The 17,364-nt window shown below is 59.0% G+C and carries 10 protein-coding genes; 4 read left to right on the top strand and 6 right to left on the bottom strand.

Annotated elements, in window-relative coordinates:
- Nucleotides 1-100: 100 nt before the first annotated feature.
- The 3 genes from THTE_RS04895 (at nucleotide 101) to THTE_RS04885 (ending at nucleotide 3,982) form a co-directional block, all read left to right on the top strand.
- A complete protein-coding gene (locus THTE_RS04895) occupies nucleotides 101-997 on the top strand; it encodes a P-loop NTPase family protein (protein WP_095414383.1) in 897 nt (298 codons plus the stop codon).
- A 42-nt stretch (nucleotides 998-1,039) separates the two neighbouring features.
- Entirely contained in the window at nucleotides 1,040-1,849 is an 810-nt protein-coding gene (locus tag THTE_RS04890; protein ID WP_095414382.1) for an ExeA family protein, read from the top strand.
- Between the two features lie 342 nt (nucleotides 1,850-2,191).
- Nucleotides 2,192-3,982 (top strand): ArnT family glycosyltransferase, encoded by a 1,791-nt coding sequence (locus tag THTE_RS04885; RefSeq protein ID WP_095414381.1) that lies wholly within the window; start codon nucleotides 2,192-2,194, stop codon nucleotides 3,980-3,982.
- Between the two features lie 343 nt (nucleotides 3,983-4,325).
- On the opposite strand, the gene THTE_RS04875 is transcribed toward THTE_RS04885, so the two are convergent.
- The 6 genes from THTE_RS04875 to argH all read right to left on the bottom strand — a co-directional run bounded on the left by THTE_RS04875 (nucleotide 4,326) and on the right by argH (nucleotide 13,317).
- Nucleotides 4,326-5,441, bottom strand: coding sequence for a protein-glutamate methylesterase/protein-glutamine glutaminase (locus tag THTE_RS04875; RefSeq protein WP_095414379.1), 1,116 nt, complete (start codon nucleotides 5,439-5,441; stop codon nucleotides 4,326-4,328).
- 225 nt (nucleotides 5,442-5,666) lie between these two features.
- Nucleotides 5,667-6,935: a glutamyl-tRNA reductase gene (gene hemA / locus THTE_RS04870; protein WP_095414378.1), complete on the bottom strand. Its 1,269-nt coding sequence runs from the start codon at nucleotides 6,933-6,935 to the stop codon at nucleotides 5,667-5,669.
- A gap of 42 nt (nucleotides 6,936-6,977) precedes the next feature.
- On the bottom strand, nucleotides 6,978-7,928 hold the full coding sequence (locus tag THTE_RS04865; RefSeq protein WP_095414377.1) for a hypothetical protein: 951 nt from the start codon (nucleotides 7,926-7,928) through the stop codon (nucleotides 6,978-6,980).
- Between the two features lie 109 nt (nucleotides 7,929-8,037).
- Complete coding sequence (locus tag THTE_RS04860) at nucleotides 8,038-9,081, bottom strand: sigma-54 interaction domain-containing protein (protein ID WP_237260252.1); 1,044 nt, start codon at nucleotides 9,079-9,081, stop codon at nucleotides 8,038-8,040.
- A 215-nt stretch (nucleotides 9,082-9,296) separates the two neighbouring features.
- The gene (locus THTE_RS04855) at nucleotides 9,297-11,618 is read right to left on the bottom strand and encodes a hypothetical protein (protein ID WP_095414375.1); all 2,322 of its coding nucleotides are present in this window, start codon (nucleotides 11,616-11,618) and stop codon (nucleotides 9,297-9,299) included.
- Nucleotides 11,619-11,931: 313 nt separating this feature from the next.
- Nucleotides 11,932-13,317 (bottom strand): argininosuccinate lyase, encoded by a 1,386-nt coding sequence (gene argH, locus THTE_RS04850; RefSeq protein WP_095414374.1) that lies wholly within the window; start codon nucleotides 13,315-13,317, stop codon nucleotides 11,932-11,934.
- A gap of 683 nt (nucleotides 13,318-14,000) precedes the next feature.
- On the opposite strand from argH, the gene carB reads away from it, so the two are divergent.
- Nucleotides 14,001-17,273: a carbamoyl-phosphate synthase large subunit gene (gene carB, locus THTE_RS04845; RefSeq protein WP_095414373.1), complete on the top strand. Its 3,273-nt coding sequence runs from the start codon at nucleotides 14,001-14,003 to the stop codon at nucleotides 17,271-17,273.
- Nucleotides 17,274-17,364: the final 91 nt, after the last annotated feature.

The raw sequence follows: 17,364 nt of genomic DNA, 5'->3' as shown, positions 1-17,364 counted from the left end.
CGGCAGTAAGCCGGTGAAACGTGACCCGATGAATGTAAACCTTCGGCAGCTTCCTTTGGTCACTGCGACGATTTTGTGTGCTTGTGAGTGAGACGGTGATATGAAAGATCGGTCAACCACAATCCGGCTGGAGGAAGCGTTTCTGAGATTGGGGCCTTCGGGCCAGGTCAACGCTGCTTCAGCTCTGGAAGAGGACCTTGAGGGCCAGGGAAAAGACCCAAGAGCCGCCGAAACATCCTCTTCACCCCCGACGTTCGGCGTCACGCAGACCGGGTCCCTCCCTCACTTTCGGCCGGCCTTGGAAGTTGACCGTTTCGCGCCGCGACCAACCCTGCTTTATCTTCTCCAATATGCGGGCAGCACCCTGGAAGGGTGTCTCCAGCGAATTCGTCAAAGCGTGCGCAACAATCCGCGACTGGTGGGTTTTGTTTCCGGTGAGCCGCATCAGGGTTGCACCACGACCGTGCTGGCCATTGCTTACAAGCTGGGACGTGGTGGGGAAAAAGTGCTCGTTATCGACGGCTCGCCCGACCACAGCCTGGCCGAGACCCTGGGAGTCATGGCCGAGCGTGGCTGGCAAGACGCTGTTCCCAGCAAACTGCCACTGCGAGAAGTGATAATCCGGTCGGTGGAGGATGGCTTCGACATCCTTCCGTCCCGTCCCGCACAGACATTTTCCCCTTTCGCGGGGTCAGGGCTTCGCCTGCTGCCAGAATGGCAAACCACGTACGAATGGATTCTCGTGGATTATGGCTCCACTTTTGTCAGTCGACCGGTTTCCCAGGGGGACCAGTCTCAGGACACTCGGAGCTTGCCCTCGCGAATTTCCGTGCCTTTGTCGGAATGTCGGGATTTCGTCGTCGTTCAGAGGATCGATTCCGTGGCTTCGATCGTGCGTGAAATTCAGCAACGGGGACGTGTCCTCGGCCTGATTGAGACATTCGTTCCTCCCACGGCGGAAGATAACCGTGTTCTCTGTGAACGTGAGGCGGCATGAGCACACGCCCGTGCGGTGAACACACCGTTCGGTGGAGCGAATATGTACACAGCCTTCTGGAAACTTCGCGAACAGCCCTTTCGGAACGAGTTCCGCCCGTCGTTTTATTTCCCGAGCGGGTCCCATCAGGCGGCTCTTTTGAAACTTCGCTACGCCGTGGAACAACGTCAGGCCAGCGCTCTCCTAGTTGGTCCGGCTGGAACCGGTAAATCGTTCATCGTGGAACTGCTCGCGGCGTCGCTTCCTGAATCCTATCAGCCCATTGTCCGCAAGACGGCCCTTTTGGACGACGCAGAAGCGTTTCTCATAGACTTGGCTGAAGAGCTGGGATCTCCACCGCGTGGATCGGGATACGCAGCTTTCCGCTATCTTGAAGAAACGCTCAGCAAGAACCGGAGCGCGAATCGCCACGGAATTCTCGTGATCGACAACGTACACGTTTTTCAGCACCACAAAAACTGGGATGTTCTCCGCAATCTCATGACCATCGCTCTCGATGGGCAGCCTGCCTGGACCGTGATCCTTCTGGGACACCCCCTCGTTCTGCCGATCCTGGAGCAACTCCCGCACGTGGAGGAATTGCTGGCCATCAAGTCTTTCCTGCGTCCTCTGACACTTGAAGAAACCCGCGATTACGTGGAACACTGTCTCCGTCAGGCGGGTGCCACGGGCGCGATCTTCACTCCGGAGGCCCTTGAGCAGGTCGCCGACCTCTCCGGCGGTATCCCTCGCCGTATCAACAGGTTGTGCGACCTCGCTCTCCTGGTTGCTTATGCCGAAAAATCAACCCGGGTGCACGCCCATCACGTGGAAGCGGTGTTTGAAGAACTTTGCGGTATCCCCGCCCAGTGACGCCCCGTAAGTTTGGCTTCCCGCCTCTCGCAATCCCCTCCCGACGTATCCAAAAAAACGGCGTTTCTCCTTCCACACGACGCACTTCGCAACACCACCAAGGCTCGCGCTTCCTCCTGGGTCTCACTGCCACCAGCAACCGGGCGCATGGCACCAGTCGTTCCGCAACATGTTCGCAGGAGTCTGGACCCGGTCCCAGCTCCGATGCGCTCGGTCGCTCCGTCGTCGATTCTGCACGATGGAAGCGGGGGGCGTAACCCGTGCGGGAAAGTTGCTCCGCCACTGCATGCGATCGGTCTCCCCACGATAATAGCGATTATGGTCGAGGTGTCACCTACGCCAATGCTCCCGAACATTGAAACGACTGGCCCAGTTCACCGCAGCGCCGCGTGGATTGGGTGCGCCTGTGGTGTCGTCACATTCTGCTGCCTGCTGTTCACGTCTCCCGTCACGCCCATGACCTGGGATGAGGGCGATGCCATCCGCCGGGCAGAAAGGATCCAGGCCTGGTTTGCCCACCTCTTCTCGTCCTCCAGCGAGAGTAACACACCCGCGGGTCATCCCTTCTCTCGAAGAAAACTTTGGTGGGGATTTCCGTTCACCACGCAGCGGGAAGGCCACCCGGCCCTCTACGGAATCGTCATTGCCCTCGGAGAAGCCGCATCGCCAAACGTGCTGGATCCTCTCACACGCTACCGGTTTGGTCCAATTTTGCTCTTCGCTGTGGCCGTAGGTTCTGCTGCCGCGAAGATGACTCGTCACTGGGGACCGCAGGCAGGCTGGGCCGCCGCGACCGCGTTGATCCTCCAGCCGCGTTTGTTCGCCCACGCCCATTATGCGTCCTTTGATGGACCGCTCACCGCATTCTGGCTCCTCTCCTGGGCCGCCTTTCCAGAAAAGGCTTTCACCCGGGCCGCCAAGCCCACACTGAGAGACGACATCTTTCCAGCGATCCGCTGGGGTGCCCTGCTGGGGGCAACGATGAGCTGCAAATTCACCGGTTGGTTGGCTCCGCTTCCCTTTCTGATCTGGCCCGTTTTACAAGGCAATCGTCGCACGTGGCTGCTGTTGTGCTGGGGATTTCTCGCGGCCTTGGTCACCTTCTTCCTGTGCAATCCTCCCCTGTGGGTGCGTCCCATCGTCGGGATGCTCATGTTTTTCCGTTTCAATCTCCATCGGGGCCAGCTCCCGGGACTTAACATTCCCACATACTTTCTGGGAAAGATGTACGATCTGTATCACCCCCTGCCCTGGTACAACACCCTATTCTGGACTGCCGTGGCGGTTCCCCTGCCGATTTTACTTTTCTTTGTATTGGGCCTTGCGACCATCGGCCGGCGACGGATGCACCATTCGGTCGCTCTTTTGGCAGCGCACTGGGGTATTCTCATTATTGTGCGGGCAATCCCCGGGGCGCCGCCCCACGATGGAATTCGACTCTTTCTTCCCGCGTTTGCGTTTCTAGCACTACTCGCCGGGCTGGGTGTCGCGATGGGACCGAAAATGCTGACGGCGACATCCGCCGATCAAGGGCCCCGATCACGCAGTCCGGCTGACGTGGCGATGAATACTGATGCAAAGGAGAGGGCCTTTCCGGCAGCCCGCTCCCAGCGCCGCCAGCTCGCCGGGCTGGTGCAAGTCGCGAGCTGGATCGCGCTAATACTGTGCGTTATACCCATCTTCTGTTTTGCGCCGCAGTGGCTCTCGTACTACAACCTGTTGATCGGCGGTTTGCCAGGCGCTACCAAGCGGGGCATGGAACCGACGTACTACTGGGACGGGCTGGATCGTGACGTCCTGTTATGGCTTCGTATTCAGTGCGTCCCCGGTGAAAAAGTCTATTTTTCCGCAGGATCGCCGGACAATCTCGATCTTCAGCATGCGTGGGGCTGGCTCGCGCCGGAACCGGCTTCCTCCCCGGCTGACGCCCGATGGTACGTCATTCAGCACCGCCCCAGCGCCTGGAACGACATCGACAAATGGCTGGCCTATCACGGCGAACCAGCGTTTGTGAAATACGCCGGGCAGGCGACCTGGTGTCCTCTCGTCGGCCGTGTTTGGGTGGTGAAGGTCTTCCCCATCACAGAGTACTGGCGCGCCAGCCAAAGCATGGCCATCGAGAACACCCGGTAATGTGTCTCGCCCAAGAAGCTTCCTGGCACATCCCCACTTTTCCGCTGCGAAGAGGAACGCGAAGGTCCACACGGGCTTTTGTGGAAGCGGAATTCACCCCGGAGAAACCGGCTTGTCAGGTCTGCATTCCCACGTTGAACAATCCATTTCATCCGCCGTGCCGCAACGCGTGCGGTCAGTTGCTGGTTAACCGGTTGGGGCAATTCATGAATTGCCACTACCAGACCTTGCGCCCATGGCATCTCACGGTTTCTACATAAAGTGGCGATGGTTCAGAGAAGCCCCAGGGTGACAGGTGGCGAACGACGGGTTGACCAAGGTGAAGCGTTCCAATTGCGCCGTGTCAACGGACTCCCGCGGTTCGCGCGAGGAAATGCTCCTCCACATACTGCATGATCAGCCGGGCACCGTCGGGGAGGGAAAACTGTCGGTCCACATTGCCTTCCACAAAGGCCACTTTGTTCATCCCGTAGACATCGGAAGTAGCCTCATCCTGTCCGAGGACATATCCGCCCGCTCTGCGGATGGCACGACAGCCGTTGGCACCATCCCGGCCCATCCCCGTCATGATGACCCCCAGCACCCGCTTGCGGTAGACTTCCGCCACGCTGTTCATCATGACGTCCACCGATGGTTTATGTCCACTGACGGGCTCACCGTCGCAAACGCGGATCCGCACCGCGGGCGGACGTCCGGAGACGGCCATGTGATATCCCCCCGGCGCCACATAGGCATGGTTCGGACGGACCACCTCGCCGGATTCCGCCTCTTTGACCGTCAGGGCACTCACGGAATTGAGCCGCCACGCAAAAGGCTTGGTGAACTGCGGCGGCATGTGCTGCACGACAAAAATGGGAGGCATGGGCGGTTTGAGATCTCGAAACAGGGCGGTCAGCGCCGGTGGCCCACCTGTCGAAATCCCAATGGCCACACACGCGTCGCGGAGCTGCGGGCAGTCGCTATCGTCCTTGGCGGCAGGAAGTTTTGCGGCTGAAGGCACTATGGCCGTCGCTTGTAACCGTTGTCGCCGAAGTCTGATGATTCTTGCCACATCGCACGCGGCGGCAAATCGCACCTTGCGAACCAGTTCGACCCCAAAAGATTTCCCAGCGGCCGCGGCACTGCTCGGTTTGGTGACGTAATCGACAGCGCCTCGTTCCAGGGCATCCAAAGTGATGGCGGCTCCCGCCTGCGTCAACGAACTGACCATGATCACCGCGACCGGACGTCGGGACACAAGGGCATCCAGAACACTGAGACCATCCATGCCGGGCATCTGAATATCCAGCGTGATGACGTCCGGCTGAAGTTCCTCCGCCAACCGCAGCCCACTGCGCCCGTCGGGAGCCGTTCCAACCACCTCCATGTCAGGCGCGGATGAGAGCACATCGCTGATCAACTGCCGCATGACCAGCGAATCGTCTACCACGAGAACTCTGATACGACGTTTACTCATCATTGCCAGCTATCCTGTGTGGGTCACTGTTACGTGCGTCAGATGTCGTCACAAATCACGAGCCCACTGATCGCACACGCGGGGGGATCAAACTGGGGGACGTCACACCGTGTGAGTGGGTAACCGTCAAAAATATGGCATTTTCCAGTGCGGAGTTCTGACAAAATTGATCCGCAAAGGTGTTATTTGGATTACAAGCAGCACTGTCCAAGCCGCAGATTGGTCCGATTATGACAGTCGGAACAATTTTCGCAGCGCGTCGAGAAGCTCGTGGGGAGAACTGGCGTGCGAATGTTCGTGAATGGATGCCAGGGGCGGATGCAGCAACTTGGCCACAAGTCGATCGAAGCTTTTTTCGATCTCGGCTTTCAATTGCGGATCAAGGTTGGGATACTTTTGCCAAAGACGCCGTAATTCTTCCTCCTTCACAGCATCCCATTCTGCCCGCAACCGCTGGATGACAGGTGTGGCCGCCCGCCGATACAGCGTGCTCATCAGTGCGGCCACCTCCTGATCCACAATGGTGTAGGCATGTGGAAGCTCGCGATCCCGAGCTTCCCGATTCTTCTGGCACACCTCCTGAAGGTCGTCCAGGCAGTAAAGATAAACACCGGGAAGGTCGCCAATACTGGGTTCAAAATCTCGCGGCAGAGCGAGATCCAGAACAAACAGCGGACGCTCCGGTCGGGAGGCAATCACCGGGAGCACGGACTCCCGTTTCACAATCGGTTCTGACGATCCCGTAGTGCTGACGACCACATCTGCTTCCCGCAGCGTCTTCCATAATTCATCCCAGGGCCGGGCCTCACCTTCCCATCGAGCGGCCAGCTCTTGCGCCCGTTCGAAATGTCGATTGATGACGATGATTCGCCGGGCCCCTTCCTCCCGCAGGTAACGAAGGGTTTCCTCCGCCATTTCCCCTGCCCCAATCACCAGGGTGAGCTTGTCCTCGAAACGCTCAAAAACCGCCCGAGCAAATTCGGCCACGGCAATGCTGGGAATACTCACGCGCCGCTGCTGGATGAAAGTTTCCGAGGCCACCCGTCTTGCCGCTTTGAGCGCGTACTGAAAAGTCTGGTGGAAAATGGCTCCCACCATTTCGTGATCGACGGCCATTTGATACGCCTGCTTGACCTGGTTTAGAATTTGCGGCTCCCCGAGCACCATGCTGTCCAGTCCGGCAGCGACCCGAAAGAGATGCCGCACCGCCTCTTCCAGATCGTAGCTGTAAAAATACCGCTCCCATTCTTCTTGCTTTTGCCCGCGAGAACGGAGAATAAAATCGATCGTTTCGCCAACGGATGGCAGTGGATACGTGTCGCTGGCCAGATAAAGCTCCACGCGATTGCAGGTGGACAGCAAAACGGCTTCGGTGGGCCCCATTTGCTGCCGCCATGCCCGCAAAACGTCCGGGACCTCCTGGAGTCCGAAAGCCAGTTTCTCCCGGACCACCAGGGGGGTTGTGTGATGACTGCATCCAACGACCCGAATATGCATGCTTATCTCAAAAATTGCCGATTTTGATTTCGGTCCCCAGGTTTATTCAGGTGGGGGTTCATCGTTGTCGCTCGTCTGGTTCGGCTGTGCTGCACCTCGTACTTCGACCGGTCTTTCACCACCTGGGGTCGCATGCAGCGCGGTCCCGCGGGGGCGTCCGTGCTGCGTCATCCCCATGACGGCGAGGATGAGCACCACCAGCATGAAGAGGAAGCTCACCACGGTCAAAAACACCACCCGACGTCCCTCGCGCAGCGGTGGATAGACCAGCCCCACCACCAGTGAGGTCCCCAGCCATAAAAACAACACCGAGGTCGCCACCACGACGGGATCACTCCAGGGGAGGCGCTCCTGCGGTCTGCTACCTTCGATCGCGTTGAGAAAAGCTCCCGAGAAAATCCCCACGGCGAGCATCGCCAGCGCCAATCCCAAAGCATGTGTGTTGGCTTTTTGAGACCATTCCAAACTGGGGAGTGTCCATCGACTCGTCCGCAACGGCCGGGACTTCAGCCGCCGCACCTGGCCGAGGTACATCAACCCGGCCACAAAGGCCACCGAAACAGCAAGGATGGCCAGAAGCAGCGACGCCCCGTGAATGAACCCCCACACCCGGGAAGCGGCATGGCGGGCAAACGGCAGCGGATCACCCCAGAAATACCCCACCACGATCAGCACCAACGCCGGAGGAAGCAAGAACAGGGCGAATGGCGTTTTCGGACGAAGTTTCATCCAAATGACGCACACCACCGCCAATCCCCACGCAATACCGTAATACCAGTCCTGCCGTACGGACAGCGGCGTGCCTCCCGATTGTGATTGCTCGAAAAACATCACTCCCCGGTAAGCCAGCCAGACGGTATGCACCAGCAACCCCGCCACGAGAAGTCCCATGGCCAGGCCCGGTTGAATCCGCACTCCGCGGAGTCGGAGCCACTCTGCCCCAATGACCACCGCGTAGGCCAGCGCCATGCATAAGAGCAAAACTTCCATCATGGTTTGTGTGATTTCCCGACAGGATGCTGTGGAGGAAGGGTTGTCCGATTCAATCTGTTGACGCCTGCGCCCAGGAGACTGGCGGGAGAAACCGGAGTTTTAAGGTTTATCAAACATCGCCGACGGGCGCCGACGATTTCTCTTGCGTGTCCGGCACCTCCTCATGATCCCCGGAATCCAGTTCCATCCCCCACTCTTTTAGCTTCTTGCGCAGGGTATTGCGATTCAGCCCGAGTTGTGCTGCCGCTTTGATCTGAACATGATGACACCGATCCATGACCTGGAAGATCAGCTCGCGCTCGACCCGCCCTACGATCTCTTCATAGAGGTTTCCCTTGCCCGGGAAAAACTGCGACAGGGCGGTGGACACCAAATCCCTGATCATACGGTCCAGATTCCGGCGACGGTATCCCAGCCGAGGGGCTTGCCTTCCGACAACGGCGTCCGGTAAAAGGTCGCAGGTGATCTCATCCCCCGGTGCGAGAATCACAGCGCGTTCGATGTAATTCTGAAGTTCGCGGACATTGCCCGGCCAATCATACGCCTGGAGTGCCCGCATCGCGTCCGGATGAACAAAGGGCACATGTCGCCGGTTTTTTTCGTTGTACAATCGCAGAAAATGTCCCACCAGTTCCGGGATATCTTCCCGCCTTTCACGCAGGGGTGGAAGATAGACCGTCACCACGTTGAGCCGATAGTAAAGGTCCTCGCGAAACCTCCCTGCCTCAACCTCTTCCAGAAGATCGCGGTTGCTTGCGGCGATAACACGAACATCGACCTGAATGGTCCGGGTATCGCCGACCCGTTCAAATTCGTGCTGTTGCAGTACGCGCAAAAGCTTCACCTGGAGCTTGGGAGTGGTCGAGTCGATTTCATCCAGGAAGATCGTGCCGGTGTGGGCGGCTTCGAACCTTCCCGTCCGGTTCTCCACAGCCCCCGTAAAAGCCCCTCGCACGTGACCGAAGAGTTCGCTTTCCAGAAGCCCTTCCGGGAGGGCTCCGCAATTCACCCGAATGTAAGGCCCGCCACGGCGAGGGCTGAGTTGGTGGATGGCCTTGGCGATGAGTTCCTTTCCTGTCCCCGTCTCGCCCAAAATGAGTACGGAGGCATCAGAATTCGCCACCCGTCGAACAAGCCGGTAGACTTCCCGCATGGCAGGGGAAGAGCCGATGATCTCGGGTATGGGTGGCGAATCGTCGGCCCCGGAAAATGGGGGAATCCTGGAATTCATTCAGCATCTGCTCCGCTACTTTCCTCACCAGGCGAGGCACTCTCTCATCCAGAGTGTTATTGTACGCGGAACCGTTCTCAACGGGGATTACTCACAGTCAGTGCGGTACTGACTTCACGTATGCCAGAACGGAGTCTCTAAGGGTTCAGTGCCGCCCTTGTTTCGCGGAGCCGTGCCGGAGTTTCGATACAATCGAGGATGAGTCCCAGGAGCTTTTGCACGGCCGGATCGCGGTGCGCGCTTTGATTGTATCGCTCGTACTGCCGAAGGATCTGCTGGGTCGTCAGTTGCACCCCACGCTTCTCAACGGCCTCTCGAAAACCCCCGAGCGCCTTCACGCGAAGTTCCAGAGGCCAGTTGTCCCGACTGGCCGCTTCCACCAATTGTGTTTGCGCTGCCGGAGTCGCCAAACGGGCGAGAATCTCGATGGCCAGTGTTTCCTGGCCGGGCGTGTCCAGAGCGGCCGTGGCAATCTGCTCCAGGTCCACGATTGAGACGCCCTGAGGCGGACTGTCACACAGGACGAGCAACCAGTTGAGCGCCTGCCGGGCCTGTTCAAGGCGCTGTGCGGCCGGCGTCCGATCGGCACCCGGTAAACCGCTCACCCGAGCAATTAATCCCGCCAAATCTTCCGGGCTTTGCGGCGTTGCCACACTGATACTGACGGGAATCGTCTGGGCCACGTGGTCTGCACGCGGCAGCCACTCGCTCTCGGCGTACAGCAGGACGGGAATCTGCGCGGCATGCGGATCCGATCGCAAACGCTGAAGTGTCAAATCCACCGGGGGATTTTGAATCGCAGCCGACGCGAGGATCACTTCGCAGTCGGGCATTTTAGGCGCCACCCGCAGAAGATCGCCTCCTGTCGCGACAACCACCACACGGCTAAATCCGATGGTCTTCAAGTAGGCAGCCAACTGCGCTCCCTCGGCCGGACTCGGCGTAGCCACCACAGCCTCGCGCCTCCCCGTCCCCCGCGCGAAAAACAACAGCTCCTGCCACAGGTAACTGCTGCCGCGAAACGCCCCGCCCGGAGCCAGCTCGAGGACCGTCCGCAAAGCGGCGAAGCGAAGCGACCGGTCAGCCGCCCGCGCTGCCTTTACAAGCGGAGGAACTGCGCCGGACTGCAATGCCGCCGGGTTCTTCTCCTCCGCCAGCCACGCGATGGCTGCCCACGCTCCGGCATTCCACCCCTGATCCAGGCATCGATCGAGCCAGCGGTTCATATCGTCGAGAGTGGGCTTCAAGGCAGCCAATGCCCGGTCCACCTCCTGATGTACAGCGGCGAAATCGTCGGCTGGCCTGGCGCTTTCAGTTGGGGCGTGACCATCCTGCCCCGGTTGCGCCGTCTTTTGCGTCCACTCTTCCCGATGCCCAAAACCAAGTTTTTCCAGATTCAGTACCGCCGCCAGGTCGCGGAGTTGTGGATCATCTTGTGAAAGCGCGTAGGCCGCCTCCGCCAGATAGGCAGCTCGTTCCCTCCGCCACAGCTCATACGTCATCTGGCGAAAAACAACTGTCCCTGTCGCTGCATCCCATTGAAGAACCGACACCACCTCACGTCCCAGTGGTACCGGCGATTTGACGACCGCCTCTGCCTCGCGAATCATGAGCCGCACCGAATCGCGGGCACTGGGTATCGCCCCCACAAGGGCTTCCACGGCCGCTCGGGCCGCGCCGCGGACCTCGAGGCTACACTTTTGGCAGGTGGCGGTGGCCAGTAAGTATGGAACAGCCGACTTTATCTGAAGAGCCGTCACCGCATGGATGAGCCCCATTTTCTTCTCTTCCGGCACCGACAACAAAAGGGAAATGAGGGCTTCCTCCGATTCCGGGCGGAGGCGGGCGAGCACCGTCTCCACGCGCGGCCAGACTGAAAGGCGGGCCGGATCCAGGAGAACGGTGATCAGAGGAACCGTGGCCGGGGTTCCTGCCTCGATAAGTTCTCGGACCGCCTGGACCCACCCCTCTCCTGTTTCCTGACAAAGTCGATCCACGAGCGATTGCAGACGCGATGGGTCGGTTCGAAATTGCCGCACGGCGTCAAATACAAGCTGGGCCAGTTGACCTCCCTCGGGGGCCAGGTCCGGGCGAGAAGCAAATTCAAAAAAAGGCGCCGAGCCAAATTCCTGATGGAGGGCGTTGAGTGTAACCGGATCGAGGGGACTGCTCACGACTTTCTGGAGCATCTGCTTGGCGAGATCCACTCGCCCCAGTTTTAGAAGCACAATGGCCGCCCGGACTCTTTCGCGAGCAGTCAATGGATTGGCCGCCAGAATGGCAGCCACGGCAGGATCTTCCGGGGGAGCCACCTGCTCGTCGGTGGGAGCCGGATTTGGGTTTGCAACCGGCCGGCCTGGTGCTTCAGCCCTCGCTCCATGCAGGGGAAGAGCGAGCAGGCAGACTGCCGTCATGGCAACGATAATAGCCACCCGTTGGAGCCGGCGGTGCTCACCCATTCGCAAAACCCTCATCGATCTGATCCAGATCGCCATTGATTGCCGGGCGGTCCCGTGGACTCAAGACAAGCCAGTGCGCTTGCCCGGCCTCCTCGGTCAGGGAAAAATACTTTTGCCCTGCTTTCCATGATAATTAGCCCCTCACGCGGTGTGAAATTTTTCCGTCGGCTGGAGGATTGCAACGGGTGGGGTGAGCCCGAGGGCCATTCGCCGCAACACGGGGTGAAACACCCGCCGGAGGGACGGGCCACCTCCGCTGATTTGCTCGCCGCTGAGGCCTGATGCTCCAACGGGCAGCCTTGAGGCGTCGATCTCACGGTCGCTGCGCAAGCTTTTCCCGCCACCAGTCGATCTGCCGCCTCACCTCATCGGGGGATGTCGAGCCATAACTGTGCATGGCCTGGACGGCATTTCGCACGCCGAGCACACCGTAGACGCGGGAATCCAAATTCGGCTCCACCGCGCGAAAAACGTCGAGTGGCAGGTCGGCCAGCCGACAGTTGCGATCCATCGCCTCGCGGACAAGCTGCCCCACCATCGCGTGGGCCGTCCGCTGCGGAATTCCCCGCGATACCAGGTACTCCATCAATGTGGTGGCATCCAGGTGGCCCTCTTCCAGTCGAGCGGCAATCGCCTCACGATTAAGCTCCGCGCCCCGGATGAGGGGTTCAGCCACCTCCAGGCAACTCGCCACCGTATCGTAGGCGTCGAAAACCGGCGGTTTGTCTTCCTGAAGATCCCGGTTGTAGGCCAGCGGCAAACCTTTGAGGAGCACAAGCAGTATCTGCAAATCCCCAATCACCCGGGCGGTCTTACCGCGGATGAGTTCAAGAACATCCGGATTTACCTTCTGAGGCATGATCGATGAGCCCGTGCAAAAACCCTCGGGCAACTTTAAAAATCCATATTCGGTGGTGGACCAGAGGATCCATTCCTCCGCCCAGTGACTGAGATGAACCGCCAGAAGACTGAGCGCAAACACAAATTCGACGGCGAAATCGCGGTCGCTCGTGGCGTCGATGCTGTTCCGGCTGGGTGCGTCAAACCCCAGTTCCCTCGCTGTCATCTCGCGATCGATGGGCAAGCTCGTTCCCGCAACTGCGGCCGAGCCCAGCGGACACACATTCACCCGCTTCCGGCAGTCCATGAGTCTTTCGACGTCGCGTTCTAACTTTTCGCAGTAGGCCAACCAGTAGTGGGGAGCAAGCACAGGTTGCGCCCGTCGCAAATGGGTATAACCCGGAAGAATGACATCGAAATCGGTTTCACAGCGATCGACGAAGGCTGCCTGCACAGCTCGGATGCGCGGAATGAGTGCGTCAATCGCGTCGCGGACCCAGAGGCGAAAATCTGTGGCCACCTGATCGTTGCGGCTGCGGGCTGTGTGCAATTTTCGTCCCACGTCCCCCAGGCGGTCGATGAGCGACTTTTCGATGTGCATGTGGATGTCTTCCCATTCATCCGAGAATGGGAATCGACCGGTGGCAATCTCCTCCCGGATTTCCTGAAGTGCTGTGATGATCTGATTTGCCTCATCTGGGGTAAGCAATCCCACCTGGGCCAGCATCCTGGCGTGGGCCATGGAGCCCGCGATATCCTGCTGATAGAGTCGCCGATCGAAGCTGATACTCTCCGTGAAGCGTTCCACACGACGATCCGTGGCTTCCCGGAACACTCCACCCCAGGGCTTTTCCGTCACGGCAGTTGTCTCCCCACGGACTTATGCATTAAACAAACAGTGCCTTGTTGACTGTGCGCAAAAAAATTTTTCAGCGTTCATACCGCAACGGGGAGGCGCGCAGCTGAAAGCTCCTCCCCGTGTGTGCAGCCCCTCCTCCAGAGGAATGGCTCTAAAAACTGCAATCACGACGGCGCACGGATTTTTTCTAGACGAGTTGGCCGCTTCCGTCAATCGAGTCTCCCGGCTGAGCCACCCCCACTTTTGTAGAAACCTCTGACACATTTCTGGCGCAGTGGGTTGAAGGGGCAATTCGTGAATTGCCCCTACCGGAATGTTCATGGATCACCCCACCCATCAGAAGCAAAACCAGCAACGTTCTTGGTCCCCCACCAGGATTCTCATCCCTCGGCCATTTCAGAAGTAGCTGAATTCCAGCCCAAGGGTGGGTTGAAATTCTGCGCCGATCGTCCATAAATGAAGTAATTTGCGCCCCGCCTCACCGCAACGTGGAGGTGCGGACCGGAGGCTCTCGATCAGTCGTGAATTTGCAGCTCGCCCATGATACCGGCGGACCAATGGCGGAAATACTGGCGGGTTGTCCGCATTGCTTGTGGGTAACATGCTGGCCGCCCGGTTTTTATCTGGTAAATTTCTCTGAAGTTCGCTAGACCACTGAGACAATCCTGGGGGTTACTACAGACGTGCCACGACGCAACGACATCCACAAAATCCTGCTGATTGGTTCTGGTCCGATCGTTATCGGTCAGGCATGTGAATTCGACTATTCCGGATCGCAGGCGTGCAAGGCCCTTCGCGAAGAGGGGTACGAGGTCGTGCTCATCAACTCCAACCCGGCCACCATAATGACCGATCCGGAAATGGCCCATCGCACCTATATCGAGCCGATCACATGGGAATTCGTGGCCAAGGTCATCGAGAAAGAACGACCGGACGCTCTTCTCCCCACGCTCGGCGGTCAAACTGGTCTGAACGTCGCGATGGATCTCTACCGCCACGGGATTCTCGATCAGTACAAGGTGGAAATGATCGGAGCCAATGCCGAGGCCATCGCCAAGGCCGAGGAACGCGACCGGTTTCGACTGGCAATGGAGCGAATCGGTCTGGATGTTTGCCGCGGCCGAACCGTTCACAATCTTGAGGAAGCCCAGGAAGTTCTCAAGGAGATTGGTCTCCCCTGCGTCGTGCGTCCCAGCTTCACCCTCGGGGGAACCGGTTCGAGCGTAGCGTTCAATCGCGAGCAGTTTCTGGACCTCGTCACCCGCGGGCTGACCGCCTCGCCCATCCATGAAGTCCTGCTTGAGGAATCGGTGCTTGGCTGGAAAGAGTTCGAGCTGGAAGTCATGCGGGACGCGGACGACAACGTCGTCATCATCTGCTCGATTGAAAACCTCGATCCCATGGGAATCCACACCGGGGATTCCATCACCGTCGCGCCCGTACAAACCCTGACGGACAAGGAATATCAGCGGATGCGTGACGCGGCGATCGCCGTGATCCGGGAAATTGGGGTGGATACCGGAGGGTCAAATATCCAGTTTGCGGTCAATCCCAAGACCGGACGGATGGTGGTCATCGAAATGAATCCGCGGGTCAGCCGCTCCAGTGCGTTGGCATCCAAGGCCACCGGCTTTCCGATCGCCAAGATCGCTGCGAAACTGGCGGTAGGATACCGTCTGCACGAACTGGCCAACGACATCACGCGGCTCACCAAGGCCTGCTTTGAGCCCACCATCGACTACGTGGTGACCAAAATTCCCCGCTTCGCTTTTGAGAAATTCCCGGAGGCGGATCCGACACTCACCACGCAGATGAAAAGCGTGGGCGAAACCATGGCGATTGGCCGCACTTTCAAGGAATCGCTGCAGAAAGCGCTCCGCGGTCTGGAAGTGGGGGCGTTCGGTCTGGGTTGCGACGGGAAGGACCTCTGGGGCACTCCGCAGCAGCCCACGCTCGATGAAATTCGCTATAAACTGGCCCATCCCAATGCTCAGCGGATCTGGTACATCCGCTACGCCTTTAAGGCGGGCATGTCAGTGGAGGAGGTGAACGAACTCACTTCCATCGATCCGTGGTTTTTGCACAACATCAAAGAGATTGTCGATCTTGAAAACGAGCTCCGCGGCTACCGCGACATCAGCGAGGTGAGCACGCCCAAGCTCCGGCAGGCCAAACAGTATGGGTTTTCCGACCGCCAACTCGCGGTCATCTGGAACCGCACCGAGATGGAAATCCGGGAAGAACGGAAACGCCGGGGGATTGTCGCCACCTTCAAGGCCGTCGATACCTGCGCCGCGGAATTCGAGGCCTACACCCCCTACTACTATTCCACCTACGAAGAGGAAGATGAGACCCCGCCCAAAAAGCCCGGCAAAAAACGGATCATGATCCTGGGGGGCGGTCCCAATCGCATCGGTCAGGGGATTGAATTCGACTACTGCTGCTGCCACGCGAGTTTCGCCCTGCGAGAGCTCGGCATCGAAAGCGTGATGGTCAACTCCAACCCGGAAACGGTGAGCACGGACTACGACACCAGCGATCTGCTCTTCTTTGAACCGCTCACCTGTGAAGACATTCTCAACATCCAGGACCGCGTGCAGGCTGATGGGGTCATTGTCCAGTTCGGTGGACAGACCCCGCTCAATCTTGCCCGTGCCCTCCAGGTGGCAGGCCTGCCGATCATCGGAACGAGTGTGGACACCATCGAGGATGCCGAAGACCGCGAAAAATTCGCCGACGTTCTCCGGCGACTCAACCTGCGGCAGCCGCCGAATGCAATCGCCAGAACTCTGCCCGAGGCCCAGCTCGCGGTCCAGAAAGTCGGTTTTCCGGTGCTCGTTCGTCCGAGCTTCGTACTGGGCGGCCGGGCCATGGAAATCTGCTACGACATGGAACAATTCGAACGCTTCGTCAAAGAGGCGTTCGAAGCGGCGGAAGGCCAGCCCGTCCTCATCGACCGATTCCTGGAGGACGCCACCGAGGTGGACGTGGATGCCATCGCGGACGGAGAGACGGTCGTAGTGGCCGGGGTTATGGAACATATTGAAGAAGCCGGGGTTCATTCGGGCGACTCCGCATGTGCCATTCCACCCTATAGTCTCCCTGGTCCGGTGGTGGAGGAGATTCGACAGGCAACCTGTCTCATGGCCAAAGATCTCCAGGTCAAAGGCCTTATGAACGTCCAGTTTGCCGTCAAACGGGAAGACGGACGGCCGGTGGTTTACGTTTTGGAAGTGAATCCGCGGGCCAGCCGAACCGTGCCGTTCGTGTCGAAGGCAGTGGGCTGGCCGCTCGCCAAATCAGCCGCCAAGGTGATGGTGGGGGTCTCACTGAAGGAACAGGGCTGGACGCGAGCACCGATTCCCAATCGGGTATCGGTCAAAGAAGCCGTCCTCCCGTTCGTGAAGTTCTTTGGCGTGGACATCGTTCTCGGGCCCGAGATGAAGTCCACCGGGGAGGTTATGGGGGTCAGCCGGTATTTTTCCATCGCGTATGCCAAAAGTCAGATTGCGGCAGGGACGGCACTTCCCCGCAGCGGGCGGATTTTTATCAGTGTGGCCGATCGCAACAAGCATCAAATCGTCCATCTCGCCCAGCGTCTTCAGAGTATGGGTTACGAACTACTCGCCACCAAGGGCACGGCGGACCGTCTGGAACAGGCGGGCGTCAAGGTCATCCGGCTGAAAAAAATCAAGGAAGGTCATCCCAACGTGGTGGATTACATTCTCAACGGCGACATCCAGCTCATCATCAATACTCCAAGCGGTAAAGGTGCACGCACCGACGAAGGCCAAATCCGCGCCCTGGCGATCGCTCAGGGAATTCCCTGCATCACCACAATCTCCGCCGCCGAGGCCGCTGTAAAAGCCATGGAGGCCATGCAGGAAAATGCGGAATTCGACGTCGAGGCCGTTCAGGATCGATTCCCCAACTACGGCAAACCCGGTGCTTACTGATCGTCCCTTTGCGCGGCGAGAACGGCCTATACGCACCGTGCCGCGAAAAATCATTTTCCGGTAAACAGATGCGAGCGAAGGATCATCGCGG

The sequence above is a fragment of the Thermogutta terrifontis genome (assembly GCF_002277955.1).
GTDB lineage: Bacteria > Planctomycetota > Planctomycetia > Pirellulales > Thermoguttaceae > Thermogutta > Thermogutta terrifontis.
Note: the sequence above shows the minus strand (reverse complement) of the source record. Positions and strands in the feature narration are given on the sequence as shown.

Coding starts and splice junctions, on each gene's coding strand:
- THTE_RS04875 (WP_095414379.1), bottom strand. CDS start 5,441: ATGATGAGTAAACGTCGTATCAGAGTTCTCGTGGTAGACGATTCGCTG.
- THTE_RS04885 (WP_095414381.1), top strand. CDS start 2,192: ATGCTCCCGAACATTGAAACGACTGGCCCAGTTCACCGCAGCGCCGCG.
- hemA (WP_095414378.1), bottom strand. CDS start 6,935: ATGCATATTCGGGTCGTTGGATGCAGTCATCACACAACCCCCCTGGTG.
- THTE_RS04890 (WP_095414382.1), top strand. CDS start 1,040: ATGTACACAGCCTTCTGGAAACTTCGCGAACAGCCCTTTCGGAACGAG.
- THTE_RS04855 (WP_095414375.1), bottom strand. CDS start 11,618: ATGGGTGAGCACCGCCGGCTCCAACGGGTGGCTATTATCGTTGCCATG.
- THTE_RS04865 (WP_095414377.1), bottom strand. CDS start 7,928: ATGATGGAAGTTTTGCTCTTATGCATGGCGCTGGCCTACGCGGTGGTC.
- THTE_RS04895 (WP_095414383.1), top strand. CDS start 101: ATGAAAGATCGGTCAACCACAATCCGGCTGGAGGAAGCGTTTCTGAGA.
- THTE_RS04860 (WP_237260252.1), bottom strand. CDS start 9,081: ATGCGGGAAGTCTACCGGCTTGTTCGACGGGTGGCGAATTCTGATGCC.